Annotated in this window: 17 protein-coding genes; 10 read left to right on the plus strand and 7 right to left on the minus strand. The window is 70.5% G+C overall.

The window, feature by feature from the left end:
• Positions 1 to 165 precede the first annotated feature (165 nt).
• Complete coding sequence (locus EDD29_RS05800) at positions 166 to 1074, minus strand: decaprenyl-phosphate phosphoribosyltransferase (RefSeq protein ID WP_123663011.1); 909 nt, start codon at positions 1072 to 1074, stop codon at positions 166 to 168.
• 23 nt (positions 1075 to 1097) lie between these two features.
• Complete coding sequence (locus EDD29_RS05805; RefSeq protein ID WP_148085884.1) at positions 1098 to 2978, minus strand: phospholipid carrier-dependent glycosyltransferase; 1881 nt, start codon at positions 2976 to 2978, stop codon at positions 1098 to 1100.
• A gap of 263 nt (positions 2979 to 3241) precedes the next feature.
• Here EDD29_RS05805 and EDD29_RS05810 point away from each other — a divergent pair, with 263 nt between their 5' ends.
• Complete coding sequence (locus tag EDD29_RS05810; RefSeq protein WP_123663015.1) at positions 3242 to 3691, plus strand: GtrA family protein; 450 nt, start codon at positions 3242 to 3244, stop codon at positions 3689 to 3691.
• Between the two features lie 37 nt (positions 3692 to 3728).
• On the opposite strand, the gene EDD29_RS05815 is transcribed toward EDD29_RS05810, so the two are convergent.
• Positions 3729 to 3983 carry a protealysin inhibitor emfourin gene (locus EDD29_RS05815; RefSeq protein ID WP_123663017.1) on the minus strand — a complete coding sequence of 85 codons (255 nt, stop codon included), beginning with the start codon at positions 3981 to 3983 and terminating at the stop codon, positions 3729 to 3731.
• Positions 3980 to 5008, minus strand: a complete 1029-nt coding sequence (locus EDD29_RS05820) for a M4 family metallopeptidase (protein WP_123663019.1) — start codon at positions 5006 to 5008, stop codon at positions 3980 to 3982. The genes EDD29_RS05815 and EDD29_RS05820 overlap by 4 nt, the downstream gene beginning before the upstream one ends.
• A gap of 146 nt (positions 5009 to 5154) precedes the next feature.
• Here EDD29_RS05820 and recO point away from each other — a divergent pair, with 146 nt between their 5' ends.
• From recO to EDD29_RS05840, 4 genes are all read left to right on the plus strand, one after another.
• Complete coding sequence (recO, locus tag EDD29_RS05825; protein ID WP_123663021.1) at positions 5155 to 5931, plus strand: DNA repair protein RecO; 777 nt, start codon at positions 5155 to 5157, stop codon at positions 5929 to 5931.
• Complete coding sequence (locus EDD29_RS05830) at positions 5891 to 6673, plus strand: isoprenyl transferase (protein WP_123663023.1); 783 nt, start codon at positions 5891 to 5893, stop codon at positions 6671 to 6673. The genes recO and EDD29_RS05830 overlap by 41 nt, the downstream gene beginning before the upstream one ends.
• A gap of 148 nt (positions 6674 to 6821) precedes the next feature.
• A complete protein-coding gene (locus EDD29_RS05835; RefSeq protein WP_123663025.1) occupies positions 6822 to 7661 on the plus strand; it encodes a hypothetical protein in 840 nt (279 codons plus the stop codon).
• Between the two features lie 547 nt (positions 7662 to 8208).
• The gene (locus tag EDD29_RS05840; protein ID WP_123663027.1) at positions 8209 to 8814 is read left to right on the plus strand and encodes an RlpA-like double-psi beta-barrel domain-containing protein; all 606 of its coding nucleotides are present in this window, start codon (positions 8209 to 8211) and stop codon (positions 8812 to 8814) included.
• Positions 8815 to 8962: 148 nt separating this feature from the next.
• Here EDD29_RS05840 and EDD29_RS05845 read toward each other — a convergent pair whose 3' ends face one another.
• The 3 genes from EDD29_RS05845 to EDD29_RS05855 form a co-directional block, all read right to left on the minus strand.
• Positions 8963 to 10351: a glycine--tRNA ligase gene (locus EDD29_RS05845; protein WP_123663030.1), complete on the minus strand. Its 1389-nt coding sequence runs from the start codon at positions 10349 to 10351 to the stop codon at positions 8963 to 8965.
• 94 nt (positions 10352 to 10445) lie between these two features.
• Positions 10446 to 11702, minus strand: coding sequence for a DUF1906 domain-containing protein (locus EDD29_RS05850; RefSeq protein ID WP_170201306.1), 1257 nt, complete (start codon positions 11700 to 11702; stop codon positions 10446 to 10448).
• Positions 11703 to 11776: 74 nt separating this feature from the next.
• The gene (locus EDD29_RS05855; RefSeq protein WP_123663034.1) at positions 11777 to 12049 is read right to left on the minus strand and encodes an antibiotic biosynthesis monooxygenase family protein; all 273 of its coding nucleotides are present in this window, start codon (positions 12047 to 12049) and stop codon (positions 11777 to 11779) included.
• Positions 12050 to 12075: 26 nt separating this feature from the next.
• Between EDD29_RS05855 and EDD29_RS05860 the strand changes: the two genes are divergently transcribed.
• From EDD29_RS05860 to EDD29_RS05880, 5 genes are read left to right on the plus strand one after another with little or no spacing between them, the layout of a single operon-like run.
• Positions 12076 to 12357, plus strand: a complete 282-nt coding sequence (locus tag EDD29_RS05860) for a DUF6703 family protein (RefSeq protein ID WP_123663036.1) — start codon at positions 12076 to 12078, stop codon at positions 12355 to 12357.
• A 31-nt stretch (positions 12358 to 12388) separates the two neighbouring features.
• Positions 12389 to 13345, plus strand: a complete 957-nt coding sequence (locus EDD29_RS05865) for a metal ABC transporter substrate-binding protein (protein ID WP_123663038.1) — start codon at positions 12389 to 12391, stop codon at positions 13343 to 13345.
• Between the two features lie 29 nt (positions 13346 to 13374).
• The gene (locus EDD29_RS05870) at positions 13375 to 14187 is read left to right on the plus strand and encodes a metal ABC transporter ATP-binding protein (protein WP_123663040.1); all 813 of its coding nucleotides are present in this window, start codon (positions 13375 to 13377) and stop codon (positions 14185 to 14187) included.
• An 11-nt stretch (positions 14188 to 14198) separates the two neighbouring features.
• The gene (locus tag EDD29_RS05875; protein ID WP_123670300.1) at positions 14199 to 15089 is read left to right on the plus strand and encodes a metal ABC transporter permease; all 891 of its coding nucleotides are present in this window, start codon (positions 14199 to 14201) and stop codon (positions 15087 to 15089) included.
• Positions 15086 to 15466, plus strand: a complete 381-nt coding sequence (locus EDD29_RS05880; protein ID WP_123663041.1) for a Fur family transcriptional regulator — start codon at positions 15086 to 15088, stop codon at positions 15464 to 15466. The genes EDD29_RS05875 and EDD29_RS05880 overlap by 4 nt, the downstream gene beginning before the upstream one ends.
• The last annotated feature ends 86 nt before the right edge of the window (positions 15467 to 15552 follow it).

Raw genomic sequence — 15552 nt, forward strand, 5'->3', positions numbered from 1 at the left:
GGGAAACACCCTCTCCCGCCCCTGACCCGGCCGCGACCAGGCGAGACCCGCCGCCCGCGCGCCGTGCGGAAAGGCCCCCGGCAAGTGATGATCTCACTCACCGGGGGCCTTCCTACGTCCGTCCGCCCGCTTCCCACCCGGGCGTCCCGCACAGTGCGGGACGCCTCAGAGGAAGACCGACGCCCCGTACACCGCCGCCCAGACGCAGCCGACGACCAGGATGACCCGGTCGCCCAGCAGAACGTCCTCGGGTGCTCCGCCCTCACCCTTGTCGACGATCAGCGCGTACCGCAGGACCGCGAGCGTCATCGGCACGATGGACAGCATCCGCAGCTGGCCGATGGCCGACGGGTCGGGCTCCAGGGCCCACAGGCAGTAGGAGAGCATCATCAGCGCGGCCGCGCCCTGCCACACGAAGCGCAGGTAGCTCTCGCTGTACTCGCTGAGCAGCTTGCGGGTGTGCTTGGCGTCGTCGCCGAGCTTGGCGAGCTCCGAGGCGCGCTTGGCGCCGACCACGAACAGCGAGCCGAAGCCGACGGTGACCAGGAACCACTGCGACGGCGCGACCTCGGTGGCGGTGCCGCCGGCCAGGCCCCGCATGAGGAAGCCGGACGCGACCACCGCGATGTCCAGCACCGCGACGTGCTTGAGCCGGACGCAGTAGAGGATCTGCACCACGGCGTAGACCGCGAGGATCAGCGCGGTCTGGACGTTCAGGAGCAGCAGCGAGCCGACCACGGAGAGCAGCGAGAGGCTGAGCCCGACGCCGTAGGCCACCGGGACGGGCACGATCCCGGACGCGACGGGCCGGAACCGCTTGGTGGGATGGGCCCGGTCGGCGTCGGCGTCCATGGCGTCGTTGAGGAGGTAGATCCCCGAGGCGGCGCAGCAGAACAGCACGAAGACCAGGGCGGTCCTGCCGAGGACCGCGGCCTCGAAGATCCGGGCGCCGGCGACGGGCGCGGCGAGGACGAGGACGTTCTTGGTCCATTGCTTGGGTCTGGCGGTGCGGAGCAACCCCTTGTAGAGGCCGAGCCTCGTGGGGAGTGGAGCAGTGTCGAGGGTGAGACTCACTGCGGGGGGTCCTTTCCAGCAGCCTAGCGCCGGGTGTCGGGGTCTGCCTCTAGGCGGAACAGCTTGCCGTTCGGGGGCGGGTTGTAGCGGGGGGCGACGCCGCCGAGATCGGTGACGAAGGTGAACGAGGGATCGTCGGCGAGCTTGTCGCGGACGGCGTCCCAGACTTCGGAACGGTCGAGCAGCACGTGGTCGGCGTGCACCTCGCGCAGTTCCCTGATGAGCGTCGGGACGTCGGGGGGAGGCTCGACCACGACGAGGTCCCGCTGCATCCAGGTGCCCCGCAGGGGCTGCAGCAGCGACTGGAGGTTGCCGCGGGCGACGGCGATGACGGTTCCGTTCGGGAGGGAGTCGAGCGCGCCGAACTCCGTCCAGGGCCAGACCCGCTTGGCCCGGTCGGGCGCGACGGTGAGCGCGAGCGCCCGCTCGAGGGGGAGACCGCCGGTCCGGTCGAACATCTCCTTGTCGGCGGGGTCGCCGGTGGTGATGGGGACGTGCCGGTGGCCGGTGAACACCGCGAGGGCGACGCTCGCGGCGAGCACGAACCGCAGCCCCGCCGAGGAGACCCGGGCGAAGGAGCGGCCCTCGGCGAGCCGCGCGGTGAAGTAGACCGCGAAGATCAGCAGGCAGCCGTAACCGAGCAGCACGTACCTGCCCCACCAGGGGGCGAGGCTCGGGCCGTAGGTGGCGGCGATGCCGAGCAGGAGCAGGGAGCCGACCCCGGCCTTCCGCCAGGAGTTCTTGATCCAGAGCAGGATGCCGAGGACCGAGACCGGAAGGACGAACGTCATCCAGGCGATGCCGAGGCCGCCGAGCCGCACGTCGTAGACCTGGGTGGTGACCAGGTCGGTGAACGGCTGGGACCAGGACGCCCAGAGCTGCTCGGGCAGCGACATCGCGCGCAGTTCGAGCGGGACGTTGGTGTTCATGACCACGTCCTCGACGCTGCCCAGCCCCTCGAAGCCCAGCATGGTGACGGGGTAGAAGGGGTTGTCGTAGTGCAGCCAGGTGCGCAGGTACCAGTACCCGCCGATGACGGCGATCGGCACGATCAGCGCGGGGGCGGCCCGGAAGTAGGGCCACAGGCCGAGGCGGTGCCGTCCGGAGAGGTAGGCGACGGCCACGATCGCCGCGCAGCCCGCCACGCCCATCACCGCGAGGTTGCTGGACTTGGTGGCGGTGGCCGCGCCGAGCGCGAAGCCGAGCACGAGCATCGACCGGGTGACGGTCTCGGTGGGGCGTCCCGACAGTTCCGCGGCGCCGCGCATGCTCGCCAGGACGGCGAGGGCGGCGAGGCCGAACGCGGCGCTCTGCACATCGACGTAGTAGGTGTTCGCCTGGGCGAAGACCGACGGCGTCAGCAGGAAGGCGGTGCCGACGAGCAGGGCGGGCGCCCGCTTGAGGCCGAGGCGGCGGGCGAGCGCGACGAGAGCGACACCGGCCAGCAGGTAGCCCGGCAGGAGGTACAGGATGCCGTAGTCGGGGAACCCGAGGAAGACCATCGGCCACCCGGCGAGGGACTCGACGCCCATCGGGTAGGCGTCGGCCCAGATGACCTCGGTGGCTCTGCCGACCTCGCCGGCCTGGACCCACGCCGACGGCGCGACCAAGTGGTACATGAGGCCGTCCCAGTCGCTGGCCGGGAGCCGTACGCCCAGCCAGGCGCGGAGGCCGTAGACGAACGCGGTGAGGAGCATCAGGGCGAAGACGATGCCGTGCGGCCCCCAGCCGGTGAAGGCGCGGCGCAGCCAGAGCAGCGCCCGCCTGCGGAACATGTGGGGGTGGCGTCTCGCCTCGCGCAGCCCGGCGAACATGCCGAGGCCGCCGAACACCCAGGCCCCGAGGGTCAGGGGGACCGGTTGGTAGAGCCGGATGATTGCGCCGACAACTACAGTGAGTAGCATGATTGCGCCAAGGGTGAATACCCAGAACGCGATTATGGCGTCCGAGGCCCGCGTGGGCCTGGTCCATACCGTCAGTCCGAAAGCACCGGCCAGGACTCCGAAAGTGGCGGTGAGCAGGAGCGCCGCAGCCGGCACCACTGTGGATCTCCTTCCCGTCGAGCGCAGGGGGAGCATCGCTCAACTGGGACGGAAGAGTATCCCAAGGGTTACCTTGGTTGGTCCGTATTGCCGAGAAATATGTGACTTTGCCCTAGGATCCACGGGTGGACCGATACCGGAATTTGCTCGGCGAGCTCGCGCGCTTCGGCGGCGTGGGCGTGATCTGCGTCGCCATCAACTACCTGCTGTTCAACGTGCTCATGGGCTATGGCCTGGGCGCGCTCACCGCGAACTCCCTCGCCATGGTGGTCTCCACGACCGTGGGATTCCTCGCCAGCCGCTACTGGACCTTCCGTCACATCCGCACTGCGGGTGTAGCGCGTGAATACACGCTGTTCTTCGTGATGAATGGTGTGGGATACGTCATCACGCAGGCGGTGCTGGCCATCGCGGCGGCCATGTCACTTGATGGGAAACTGTGGTCAAATATCGCCTTGACGCTAGGTATCGGGTTGGCGACGATCTTCCGCTACTGGGGCTACAAGCGCTGGGTCTTCGTCGGCGGGGAGACCGAAGTCGCGTCTGCCGAGCAGTCCCCGCTTGTTCAGCGCTGACCGTCCCGAAAATGTCACACCCTCGCCCGCCGGGCGCTCAGCCGTCCAGTACGTGGTGGACGAGCTCGCGCAGGGCGCCCGACAGCTCGGACTCACGCACAGTGATCGTCTCGCCGTCGATGTCTATCTCGTAGGTGAACCGGTCGGGGGTCCGGCGGGCCGGCCCGCCGCGCGCGGCGGACGGGTCGACCCGCGCGACGAGCGCGCGCAGCACCGGATCGGCGGCGGTGTCGGAACTGCCCCGCCGTTCGATCCCGGCGAAGCCGCCGGTGCGCACGACGGTCACCTTCATCGGCGGACTCCCACCGCCGTCCAGGCGTGCACGACCGCCTCGTGTTCGGGCGAGCCTGCCCCGTACCGCGCGGACGCGCTCGCCGTCGTCGCCGCGGCGAACCCCGTGAAGTCGGAGTCGGGGTAGAGGGCGCCGCCCGTCAGCGTGTCGAACCAGATCTGCCCGGCGCGCTCCCAGGCGTGCCCGCCGAGCTCGGCGGCCAGCAGGTAGAACGCCCGGTTGGGGATCCCCGAGTTGATGTGCACGCCCCCGTTGTCCTGGTGGGTGCGGACATAGGCGTCCATATGGCCGGGCTGCGGGTCGCGGCCCAGCTCCGGGTCGTCGTAGGCGGTGCCCGGCGCCTTGAGCGAGCGCAGCGCCACCCCCTGGACCGACGGGCCGAACAGCCCCGCGCCGATGAGCCAGTCGGCCTCGTCGGCGGTCTGCCCGAGGTGGTGCTGCTTGACCAGTGAGCCGAACACGTCGGACATCGACTCGTTGAGCGCGCCGGGCTGCCCGTAGTAGGCGAGGTCCGCGGTGTGCTGGGTGACGCCGTGCGCCAGCTCGTGCGCGGTGACGTCGAGGGGGCCGGTGAAGGCCAGGAACAGCCTCCCGTCGCCGTCCCCGTAGACCATCTGGGCGCCGTCCCAGAAGGCGTTGTCGTAGTCGGCGCCGTAGTGGACCGTGGAGATCATCTCCATCCCGGCGTTGTCGATGGAGTCGCGGTCGAAGACGTCCTCGAAGAAGCGGTACGTCGCGCCGAGCCAGTCGTAGGCTTGGTCGGCGGCGGGGTCGCCCGTCGGCTCCCGGCCCTCGGTGCGGACGGTCTTGCCGGGCAGCTCCTCAAGGTTCATCGCGTCCTTGATGGTCCGGTCGGGCTCGTCCCTGCGCCCGTTGCCCTGCCCGCCCGGTCCCGCCAGCCGTCTCTCGGTGCGGGTCGCCGCGTCCAGCCGGAGGGTGCGCAGCGCCAGTGCGCGCAGCTCCGGGTCGGTGGAACTCTCCAGGACCCGTTCCAGGATGTGCGGGGGCACGATCGTGCATCTCATGCGGTCCACCGTGTCACGGCGGGGTGCCGGGGCCCAGGGAAATCGCCGTGCCGCGGCCGGATCCGGTCGCTTTCCGTATCCGGATGATCACCAGGTGGCGGTACGGGCGCCCGATTCACGGCGGGCCATGCGGGACAATGGGCGATGTGACGATCTATCGCGATGAGGGCATTGTGCTGCGCACCCAGAAGCTGGGGGAGGCCGACCGGATCGTCACCGTCCTCACCCGGCGGACCGGCAAGATCCGGGCCGTCGCCAAGGGCGTCCGCAAGACCAGGTCGAAGTTCGGCGCCCGCCTTGAGCCGTTCACCCACGTGGACCTCCAGCTGTACGAGAAGCGCTCGCTCGACCTGATCTCCCAGGCCGAGACGATCCGGCCCTACGGCGAGCCGCTCGTTCACGACTACCCCCGCTACACCGCGGGCGTGGCGATGCTGGAGGCCGCCGAGAAGCTCACCGCCGAGGAGCGCGAGCCGGCGCTGCGGCAGTTCCTGCTGCTCGTCGGGGCCCTGCGCACCCTCGGCGACCTCAGTCACGAGCCCCGGCTGGTGCTCGACGCGTTCCTGCTGCGGTCCCTGTCCGTCGCGGGATGGGCGCCCGCGCTCGACGAGTGCGCGCGTTGCGGCGGCCGGGCCGGCATCCGCGGCTTCTCCCTCCCGGCGGGCGGCGCGCTGTGCCTGGCCTGCCGGGTGCCGGGCTCGGCCACACCGGCCCCCGAGACCTTCGAACTCATGATCGCGCTGCTGCGCGGCGACTGGGAATCCGCCGACGGCAGTGATGATCGACACCGGGTAGAGTGCAGCGGCCTCGTGGCCGCCTACCTGCAATGGCACCTGGAACACGGGATCAGATCGCTGCGCCACGTCGAGAGGAGCAAGACAGTTGAGGTTCCGCGCACCGGACCCGCACCCGAGCGGAGCTAAGCCACCGGAACTGCCCAAGGAGCTGATCCCGCGGCATGTGGCGATCGTCATGGACGGCAACGGCCGCTGGGCCAAGGAACGCGGCCTGGCCCGCACCGAGGGCCACAAGCAGGGCGAGTACTCCCTGTTCGACGTGGTCGAGGGCGCGATCGAGCTCGGCGTGCCCTATCTGTCGGCCTACGCCTTCTCCACCGAGAACTGGCGCCGCTCGCCCGAGGAGGTCCGCTTCCTCATGGGCTTCAACCGCGAGGTGCTGCGCCGCCGCCGCGACCAGCTCAACTCCCTGGGCGTCCGGGTGGTCTGGGCGGGCCGCAAGCCCAAGCTCTGGCGCTCGGTGATCTCGGAGCTGGAGACGGCCGAGGAGATCACCCGGAACAACGACGTCCTCACCCTCCAGTTCTGCGTGAACTACGGAGGCCGGGCCGAGATCGCCGACGCGATGGCCGCGATGGGCCGCGACGTCAAGGCCGGGAAGCTCAACCCGGAGAAGATCGGCGAGAAGACCGTGGCGAAGTACCTGTACCAGCCGTCGGTGCCGGACGTGGATCTCTTCCTGCGGCCGTCGGGGGAGCAGCGCACGTCGAACTTCCTGGCCTGGCAGTCGGCCTACGCCGAGATGGTCTTCATGGACACCCTCTGGCCCGACTTCGACCGGCGGCACTTCTGGTACGCCTGCGAGGTCTACGCGAGCCGGGACCGCCGTTACGGCGGCGCGGAACCCAATCCTGTAATTACTACCTGATTAGTGTAGTATCTCGTCCAGTGAGGGGCACCGCTCTCACGGCGCGCGACCGGTGCCCCTCCTTCTGTTCCCCCGCTGTGCTTCTCCGGCAGGGACGTGCAGGAAAAAGGCACAGGTTTGTCAGGGCATGCCGATAGGGTGCCGCGTCATGAGCTTCCCCCCATCCGGTCCGCCCTATCCCGGGGACCCCAACCAGCCGCAGCCCCCGTACGGGCAGCCTCCGCAGCCCTACCAGCAGTACGGGCAGCCGGGCGGACCCCAGGACGCCTACGGCCAGCCCCCGCAGCAGCCGGGCCCCTACGGGCAGCCGGGCGGCCCCGGCACCCCGCCGCCGTTCCCCGGCGCCCAGGGCACGCCTCCGCCCTTCCCCGGGGCCCCCGTCCCCGGCGGCAACCCCTTCGACCCTCCGGGCGGCTATCCGCCGCCACCTCCGCGCCGCGGTGGGAACAAGATCGCGAAGAAACTCGCCGGGTTCGGCGGTGTGATCATCGCGATCGTCGTGCTGATCGCTGTGAAGCTGGGCCTGGGCGCCGGTCTGAATGCCGCCGGCGACGCCCTGGACGAGCCCGACCGTGTCGGCCCTTCCCAGGAGATCACCGAGGCCGCGTCGATGGATCCGTGGGACCTCAAGGTCGGCGACTGCTTCATGGACGACCAGAGCACGACCCCGACGACGACGGAGGACGGCCAGACCGTCTACCGGATCGACGCGCTGCCCTGCACCGACGCGCACAACGCCCAGGTGTTCACCTCGCTGTCCCTGTCCGGCGCCTTCCCCGGCGGTCAGGCGATCGTCGACAAGTGCAGCAAGAAGCTCGAAGGGTGGATCGACGGGCACGCCGCGGCGACCAAGAAGCTGGCGAAGCTGGACCCGAACTTCGGCGCCCTCGCCTACTTCCCGGAGGAGACCGGCTGGGAGATCGGCAGCAACCGGATCACGTGCAGCATCTATACGAACAAGAACATCACCTTCAAGCTGCCCACCTGAGGGTCGGCAAGGTAAAGAGTAAAGAGATCGGTCAAGCCGCCTCCGGAAGATCCGGAGGCGGCTTTTTCTTTACCTTCGCGCAGGTCGCCCCGGCGCCAGGGCAAAGGACGCCTTGGGGAAGCGGCCGCGCGCCGCGGCAGGGGCCCTGAGGGGTCGACTCCCTGGTCAGGTCGCTGGATGAGGCCGTCGCGACGCGGGGGGAGCGGCCCCTCGAAGGGTGGTCGCGGCCATGATCGGGAAATCCGTACAAATCTCGTTACCCCTTTGAGATATGGGGTTTCGCGCCCTCCTGCATACCGGAGTGAAGCGGACATTTGACGCCTCCTTGACGGATATGGTTAACTAACCGTTATCAAGACAAGAACGGGCAAACCAGCCCCGGGTCTTGGTCTGACAAAGCGGCTTTCAGCCCGCATCATGCGCGGTCCTTCGCCCCCGGCGTACGACGCGCGACAGCCCGGACTCCTTCAAGGAGCCGACGGCCACGAGATCCCGATCCGATCACGCCGCCCGGGCTGAGCCCTGTCACCCGATCAAAGGAACGATCTTGTCGAAGCGTGCTCTCACCCTGTCCCTGACCGGCGTCGTGGCCCTCGCGGCCGTCACCACCGGCGTCGTCGCCAATGCCGACGACTCGGCGGCTCCCGCGTCCGCGACCGCTGCCGTCTCGACGAAGAGCGCCGCCTCCTCCGCTCCGTCCGCCGCCGAGAAGAAGGCCGCCGACGAGGCGAAGAAGGAGAAGGCCGAGGCCAAGGCCAAGGTCCTGTGGTCCGGCACCACGACCGCGTCCTACTTCTGGGACGACGGCTCCGGCGTCGCCGGCGACACCGGCGCCCCGGCGTCCGGCAAGCCGATGCAGAAGGGCATGTTCGCCTCGCCGTCCTGGCCGATGAACACCAAGGTGAAGGTCACCTACAAGGACCGCTCCGTCACCGGCTTCGTCGGCGACCGCGGCCCGGGCGAGCCGTCGCACCGCGGCGTCATGCTCGACCTCGACACCTACACCTTCCGGTACCTGTACGACGGCGGCAAGCCGTCCAACGTCTACAGCGCGGGCGTCGACGAAGGCCACCTGAAGGGCGTCAAGGTCGAGGTCCTCCAGTGGGGCAGCGGCGCCGGCACCAAGGGCGCCTGGCAGCCCTTCGGCTCCTGACCTTGATCTGGAACGTTCCGATCTACCCTCCGGCGTTCCGATCCGCCTGACCCTCCGACGCGAAAGCCCCGGCCGCCCCCCGGCCGGGGCCTTCGCGCACCAGAAGGGGCCGTCCCGATGGGACGGCCCCTTCTGTTGCGTACGGGATCTAGCAGCCGATGAGCTGGGCGGCGAGGAAGCCCTCGACCTGGTCCAGGCTGATCCGCTCCTGCTTCATGCTGTCGCGCTCACGAATGGTCACCGTCTGGTCTTCCAGCGTGTCGAAGTCGACGGTGACGCAGAACGGGGTGCCGATCTCGTCCTGGCGGCGGTAGCGGCGGCCGATGCCGCTGGCGTCGTCGAACTCGACGTTCCAGTGCTTGCGCAGCCGGGCGGCGAGGTCGCGGGCCTTGGGGGAGAGGTCGGTGTTGCGGGACAGCGGCAGCACCGCGACCTTGACCGGGGCCAGCCGCGGGTCGAGCCGCAGCGAGATCCGGGTCTCCATCTGGCCCTTGGCGTTGGGCGCCTGGTCCTCGGTGTAGGCGTCCATGAGGAAGGTCAGCATCGCCCGGTCGACGCCCGCCGCGGGCTCGATCACGAACGGGGTGTAGCGCTCGCCGCTGGCCTGGTCGAAGAAGTTCAGCTCCTTGCCGGAGGCCGCGGAGTGCGCGTTCAGGTCGTAGTCGGTGCGGTTGGCGATGCCCTCGAGCTCGCCCCACTCCGAACCCTGGAAGCCGAAGCGGTACTCGATGTCCACGGTCCGCTTGGAGTAGTGGCTCAGCTTCTCCTTGGCGTGCTCGTAGAACCGGAGGTTCTCCTCGCGGATGCCCAGGTCGCGGTACCACGCCATGCGGGTGTCGATCCAGTACTGGTGCCACTCCTCGTCCGTGCCCGGCTGGACGAAGAACTCCATCTCCATCTGCTCGAACTCGCGGGTCCGGAAGATGAAGTTGCCCGGGGTGATCTCGTTGCGGAACGACTTGCCGATCTGGCCGATGCCGAAGGGCACCTTGCGGCGGGCCGCCTGCTCGACGTTCTTGTAGTTGATGAAGATGCCCTGGGCGGTCTCCGGCCGCAGGTAGGCCAGGCCCGAGGCGTCCTCGACGGGGCCGAGGTAGGTCTTGAGCAGGCCGCTGAACTGCTTGGGCTCGGTGAACGCGCCCTTGGTGCCGCAGTTCACACAGGTGAGGTCGGCGAGGCCGTGCTCCGGCGGGCGGCCGTGCTTCTCCTCGTACGCCTCCTCCAGGTGGTCGGCGCGGTACCGCTTGTGGCAGTTCTGGCACTCGGTCAGCGGGTCCGTGAACGTCTGGACGTGGCCGCTCGCCTCCCACACCTCACGGTTGAGGATGACGCAGGAGTCGAGGCCGACGACGTCGTCGCGGCCCTGCACCATGGACTTCCACCACTGGCGCTTGACGTTGTTCTTGAGCTCGATACCGAGCGGGCCGTAGTCCCAGGACGCACGGAGCCCGCCGTAGATCTCGCTCGAGGGGAACACGATGCCCCTCTTCTGGGACAGCGAGACGATCTTTTCCATCACATCGGAACGGCGGGCCATGAGTATGTCTCCAGCAGGGAACCCCGGTAATTGACGGTTTTGAGTCTAGGGCACCGGGGTAGGACGCCACGTCGATTAACCCCGTGGCGGCCGGTCAGTAGACGAGTCCGTCGACGATGTTGCTGTCCACGTGCAGCTTGATCCCTCCGTGCTTCTCCGCGTGCCCGCCCCGGTACTGCTTGATCCGCCGGTGCGGGTGCCACAGGTCGTCGGGCACGTGCTTCTCCCCGTGCACCCGCCTGCGGCCGTCCCAGCGGGCGAACCAGATGGCGTCGGGCCTGGTGAAGTCCTCCTCGAGGCCCGCCACGCGGTCGGCCTCGGCGAGGTCCTTGATCCCGGAGGAGACGCTGCTGTAGACGCCGGACCGGTAGTCCAGTTCGTGCAGGCGGTCCGTCCAGGCGTGCATGAACCTGAGGACGGCCTTGCGGCAGCCCTTGTCCTTGCGGCTGTAGGCCTCGATGTCGAAGTAGAGCGGCTGCCCTTCGGGGATGCCGAGCTCGTCGGCCTTGGCGACCGCGTCCTCGGCGCTGAGCGCGCCCTTCTCCGTGGCGTCGTCCTTGCCGAAGCGGGCGCGGAAGGGGGAACAGGGCGCCTGCGGGCCCACGTAGGTGGGGATCAGGCGGTAGCCCATCGCCCGGACGTCCTTCACCCAGGACCTGGTGAGCCGGGGCTGGGCGCAGCCGCGCGCGGCGCCGCCGATGTAGATGTTGGCGATGGAGTACGCCTCCCGCCACGCGCGCATGGTGCGCCGGGAGGGGGCGGAGCAGGTGTCGAACCCCGGCCCGCGGTGCCAGGACCGCGGCCGTTCCTCGGGCTCGTCGAACTCCTCGGACTCGGGCTCGGGCGGGGCGCCGGGCCCTGCCGTCGCGCTGCGCAGGGTGCGCTCCAGGAGCGCGCGGTCGGCGCCGTAGACCCCGGTGATCCGCACGCCGGACTGCGGCAGGTCGAGCGTCATCTGCCGGTCGACGGCAGGGGCCACCTTCAGCGTGCTGAGCGCGGTCCGGGCGGCGCGCCGCCCGGGGTCGGGCGCCCGGCGCTCGGCGGCGGGCAGCGCGGTGACGTGGATCGCCTCGGTCCTGCCGACGACCCGGGCCGGGCAGTGCGGCTCGCCGCTCGGGGCGCCGAGGTAGACGGCGTGCTCGTCGAACCGGACGCACCGGTGCGGATCCCCGTCGAGGCGGTAGACGGGCCAGCCCTTGGGGACGGCGATCCGCAGTCCCCCGTACTCGACGGTGTGGGCGGGGGCCTCCGGCAGCGCGGTCGCGTCCGGGCCCGGGGAGATCGCGGCGATCCCCACGATGGCGGAGACCGCGCCGAGGCCCCCGATGGAAAGGATGACGGCTCTGCGCATTGTGCGTTCCCCCCAAGCGGATCTTGCCATTGATCACCGGAGGGGAGCGGGGGCAAACCCGGCCCGGCCAGGCCTTACCCGGGCTTGATCACTTCGTAGGCGCCGGGTTCGTCGACGGCGAGGGCGGAGAGCGGGACGAAGTACTGCCGGACGGCGCCGAGCGCGCGGCGGTAGAAGCCGGCGCCCTCCCACCGGGTGACCAGGGCCCACAGCTCCGGGTCGTCCACGCAGCGGCCGAGGTCGCCGCCGAGGTAGCCGGGGGCCGCCTCCCAGGCGGCGAGAACGGGGGCGATGCGGGCGGTGAAGTCGGCGTCGTCGGCGACGCGGTACCTGGTGATCGCGATCATCGGGCCATCCTGGCACCCTGGGCGGCATGGCTTTGCGCGATGTGGTGGAACGGCACAGTGCGACGACCGTGGTGTTCCTGCACCGGCTGCCGCCGTGGGTGCTCCCGCTGGTGGTGGCCGTGCTCATGGTGGTCGGGCTGTTCGTGCGCTCGTGGGCGGGCGCGCTGGCGATGCTCGTGCTGGCGTTGTTCCTCGGCTGGTTCGCCTATCTTTCGTGGCCGGGCCTGCCGTGGACGGCGCGGCTTCTGCGGGTGGCGGCCGTGGTCCTGCTCCTGGCCTTCGCGGTGGGCGATATCACTCGATTTTGACAATCGTTTTCATTTTCCGCATGATGGGGGTATGAAGCGCCCCCTTCTGACATCAGCCGTTCTGTCCGGATTGTTCCTGGCGACCGCCGCGTGCGGCGGCACGGGCGCGGGCGCCGACGGTGACCGGACCACGGTGACCGCCTCCTTCTACCCGATGGCCTGGCTCGCCGAGCGGGTCGGCGGCGACCACGTGGCCGTCACCGCGCTCACCTCGCCCGGCGCCGAGCCGCACGACCTCGAGCTCTCGCCGCGCCAGATCGGGGAGCTGAGCGAGACCGGCCTCGCGCTGTACGTCAAGGACCTCCAGCCCGCCGTGGACGACGCGATCGCCCAGCACGCCGCCGACCGCGCGCTGGACGCCGGATCCGTCGTCGACCTGCTCCCCTCCGACGGCCACGCGCACGAGGACGAGCACACGGGCGGGGGCGAGGACGCCCACGCCGGAGAAGAGGGCCACGCCCACGAGGGCGAGCACGACCCGCACTTCTGGACGGACCCGAGCCGGATGGCGACCGTCGCCACCGCGCTGGGCGACCGCCTCGCCGAGGCCGACCCGGGCAACGCCGCCGACTACAAGGCCAACGCCCAGAAGACCGCCGACGAGCTGACCGCCCTGGACGGCGAGTTCAAGGACGGGCTCGCCTCCTGCGAGGACCGGACGATCGTCACCGGCCACACCGCGTTCACCTACCTCGCCGACCGGTACGACCTGGAGCAGGTCGGCGTCTCCGGGCTCGACCCCGAGGCCGAGCCGTCGCCGCGCCGCCTCGCCGAACTCGTCGAGCGCATCAGGTCCAGCGGCGTGCGCACGGTCTTCACCGAGACCCTCGCCAGCCCCAAGGTCGCCCAGACCCTCGCCGACTCCGCGGGCGTCAAGACCGCGGTGCTCGACCCCGTCGAGGGCGTCGCCGAGGGCTCCGCAGACGACTACCTGTCCCTCCAGCGCGCGAACCTCGCCGCCCTGCGGACGGCGCTGTCGTGCTCCTGAACCGGACCGCGCGCTCAAGGAGGGCGACGATGACGACGACCACCGAGGCACCGGCCGCGGCCGGTGCCACCCCGGTCTTCCGGCTGACGGGCGGCAGGGTCCGCCTGGACGGCCGCGAGATCCTGCACGGCATCGACCTGGAGGTGGCGCCCGGCGAGGTCGTCGCCCTCATGGGGCCCAACGGCTCGGGCAAGTCCACCCTCGTGCGGGCGCTGCTGGGGCTCGTCCCGCTCAGTGGCGGCACCCGAGAGCTGTTCGGCGCGCGGCGCTTCCGCGACTGGGGACGGATCGGCTACGTGCCGCAGCGGCTCAGCGTCGGCGGCGGCGTGCCGGTGACCGTCCGGGAGATCGTCTCCTCGGGGCGGATCGCCCGGCGCGCGCGCTGGCGGCCCGCCTCGGCCGCCGACCGGCACGCCGTCGACCACGCGATGGAGGCCGTCGGCATCGCCCACCTCGCCCGGCAGAGCGCGGGCGGGCTGTCGGGCGGCCAGCAGCAGCGGGTCCTCATCGCCCGCGCGCTCGCCGGGCAGCCCGACGTGATCGTCATGGACGAGCCGCTCGCCGGGGTCGACGCCGCCAACCAGGACGCGCTCGCCGCGACCCTCACCCGGCTCGTCGCCGACGGCGTCACCGTGCTGCTCGTGCTGCACGAGCTCGGTCCGCTCGCCGGGCTCATCACCCGCAGCGTGGTGCTGGAGCACGGCGAGATCGTGCACGAGGGGGAGGCGCCGGAGCCGTCCGGCGACTGCGCGGAGCCCGGCCACGACCACGTGCACCCGCACGCGGAGCCGGCCGGGGCCTCCCTGTGGGACACGGGGTTCCGTGCCGCCAAGGACTGCTGAGCCGAGAAGGACTGAGACAAGTGCTCGCCTATGACTTCATGCAGCGCGCCCTGCTGGCCGCGCTGCTCATCGGCCTCGCCGCGCCCGCCGTGGGCACGTTCCTCGTGCAGCGGCGGCTGTCGCTGCTCGGCGACGGCATCGGCCACATCGCCCTCACCGGCGTCGCCCTCGGCCTGGTCACCAGCACCTCGCCGCTGCTCGGCGCGGTCGTGGTGTCGGTGCTCGGCGCGATCCTCATCGAGCTGATGCGCTCGTCGGGGCGGACCGGCGGCGACCTCGCGCTCGCGCTGCTGTTCTACGGCGGCCTCGCGGGCGGCGTGCTGGTCACCAACTTCGCGCCGGGCGGCAGCACCTCCAACCTGCTGTCGTACCTGTTCGGCTCGATCAGCAGCGTCTCGCGCGAGGACCTGTACGTGATCGCCGGCCTGGTCGTCGCGGTGTTCGCCGTGCTCGCGGTGTTCGGCAGGGAGCTGTTCCTGCTGTGCCAGGACGAGGAGATGGCCCGCGCGTCCGGCGTGCGGGTGCGCTTCCTCAGCATCCTGCTCGCGGTCGTCGCCGCGCTCACCATCGTGGTGGCGATGCGGGTGGTCGGGCTGCTGCTCGTCAGCGCGCTCATGGTCGTGCCGGTCGCCGCGGCCCAGCAGCTCACGCGCGGCTTCAAGGCGACCGCGGCGCTCGCCATGGTCTTCGGCGTGCTGTCCGCCCTCGGCGGGCTCACCGCGTCCTACCAGTTCAGCGTGGGGGAGGTGAACATCTCGCCGGGGCCGGCCATCGTGGTGACCGCACTCGCCCTGTTCACCGTCTCGGCGGTGCTCGGCCCGCTCACCCGACGTCGCGCGGCGCGGGCGGTGCGCGGGCCGCTAGAGTCAGGGCGAGAAACCGCGCTAGAGGAGGCCTCATGACGACCGCCAGACGCGACGCCGTTCGCCGCGCCCTGGCAGGGGGAGAAGGCTTCCGCAGCGCCCAGGACATCTACGCGGTCCTGCGCGCCGAAGGCTCCAAGATCGGCCTGACCACGGTCTACCGCGCGCTCCAGGCGCTGTCGGAGTCCGGCGAGGTCGACGTGCTGCGCACCGCCGACGGGGAGGCCGTCTACCGGGCCTGTTCCAGCGTCGAGCACCACCATCACCTGGTGTGCCGCTCCTGCGGCAGGACGATCGAGGTGGCCGGTCCCGCGGTGGAGAAATGGGCCGACGCCCTCGCCGCCGAGCACGGATTCACCGAAATGACGCACACGATCGAGATCTTCGGTACCTGCCCGGATTGCGGCGCGTCCTGAGACGGCCGTAGCGGGTGGCCGGTTCGCCCGATGGGGCGGGCGCGGCCGGATTAGGCTGGGTGTCAGCGGGTCCGTCTCCGCCCATG

This window comes from Actinocorallia herbida (assembly GCF_003751225.1).
Classification (GTDB): Bacteria; Actinomycetota; Actinomycetes; order Streptosporangiales; family Streptosporangiaceae; genus Actinocorallia; species Actinocorallia herbida.

Excerpts from the sequence above, each read along its gene's own strand:
- EDD29_RS05805 (WP_148085884.1), bottom strand. The coding sequence starts at position 2,978 with ATGCTACTCACTGTAGTTGTCGGCGCAATCATCCGGCTCTACCAACCG.
- EDD29_RS05815 (WP_123663017.1), bottom strand. The coding sequence starts at position 3,983 with ATGAAGGTGACCGTCGTGCGCACCGGCGGCTTCGCCGGGATCGAACGG.
- EDD29_RS05820 (WP_123663019.1), bottom strand. The coding sequence starts at position 5,008 with ATGAGATGCACGATCGTGCCCCCGCACATCCTGGAACGGGTCCTGGAG.
- EDD29_RS05835 (WP_123663025.1), top strand. The coding sequence starts at position 6,822 with ATGAGCTTCCCCCCATCCGGTCCGCCCTATCCCGGGGACCCCAACCAG.
- EDD29_RS05845 (WP_123663030.1), bottom strand. The coding sequence starts at position 10,351 with ATGGCCCGCCGTTCCGATGTGATGGAAAAGATCGTCTCGCTGTCCCAG.
- EDD29_RS05850 (WP_170201306.1), bottom strand. The coding sequence starts at position 11,702 with ATGCGCAGAGCCGTCATCCTTTCCATCGGGGGCCTCGGCGCGGTCTCC.
- EDD29_RS05855 (WP_123663034.1), bottom strand. The coding sequence starts at position 12,049 with ATGATCGCGATCACCAGGTACCGCGTCGCCGACGACGCCGACTTCACC.
- EDD29_RS05860 (WP_123663036.1), top strand. The coding sequence starts at position 12,076 with ATGGCTTTGCGCGATGTGGTGGAACGGCACAGTGCGACGACCGTGGTG.
- EDD29_RS05865 (WP_123663038.1), top strand. The coding sequence starts at position 12,389 with ATGAAGCGCCCCCTTCTGACATCAGCCGTTCTGTCCGGATTGTTCCTG.
- EDD29_RS05870 (WP_123663040.1), top strand. The coding sequence starts at position 13,375 with ATGACGACGACCACCGAGGCACCGGCCGCGGCCGGTGCCACCCCGGTC.
- EDD29_RS05880 (WP_123663041.1), top strand. The coding sequence starts at position 15,086 with ATGACGACCGCCAGACGCGACGCCGTTCGCCGCGCCCTGGCAGGGGGA.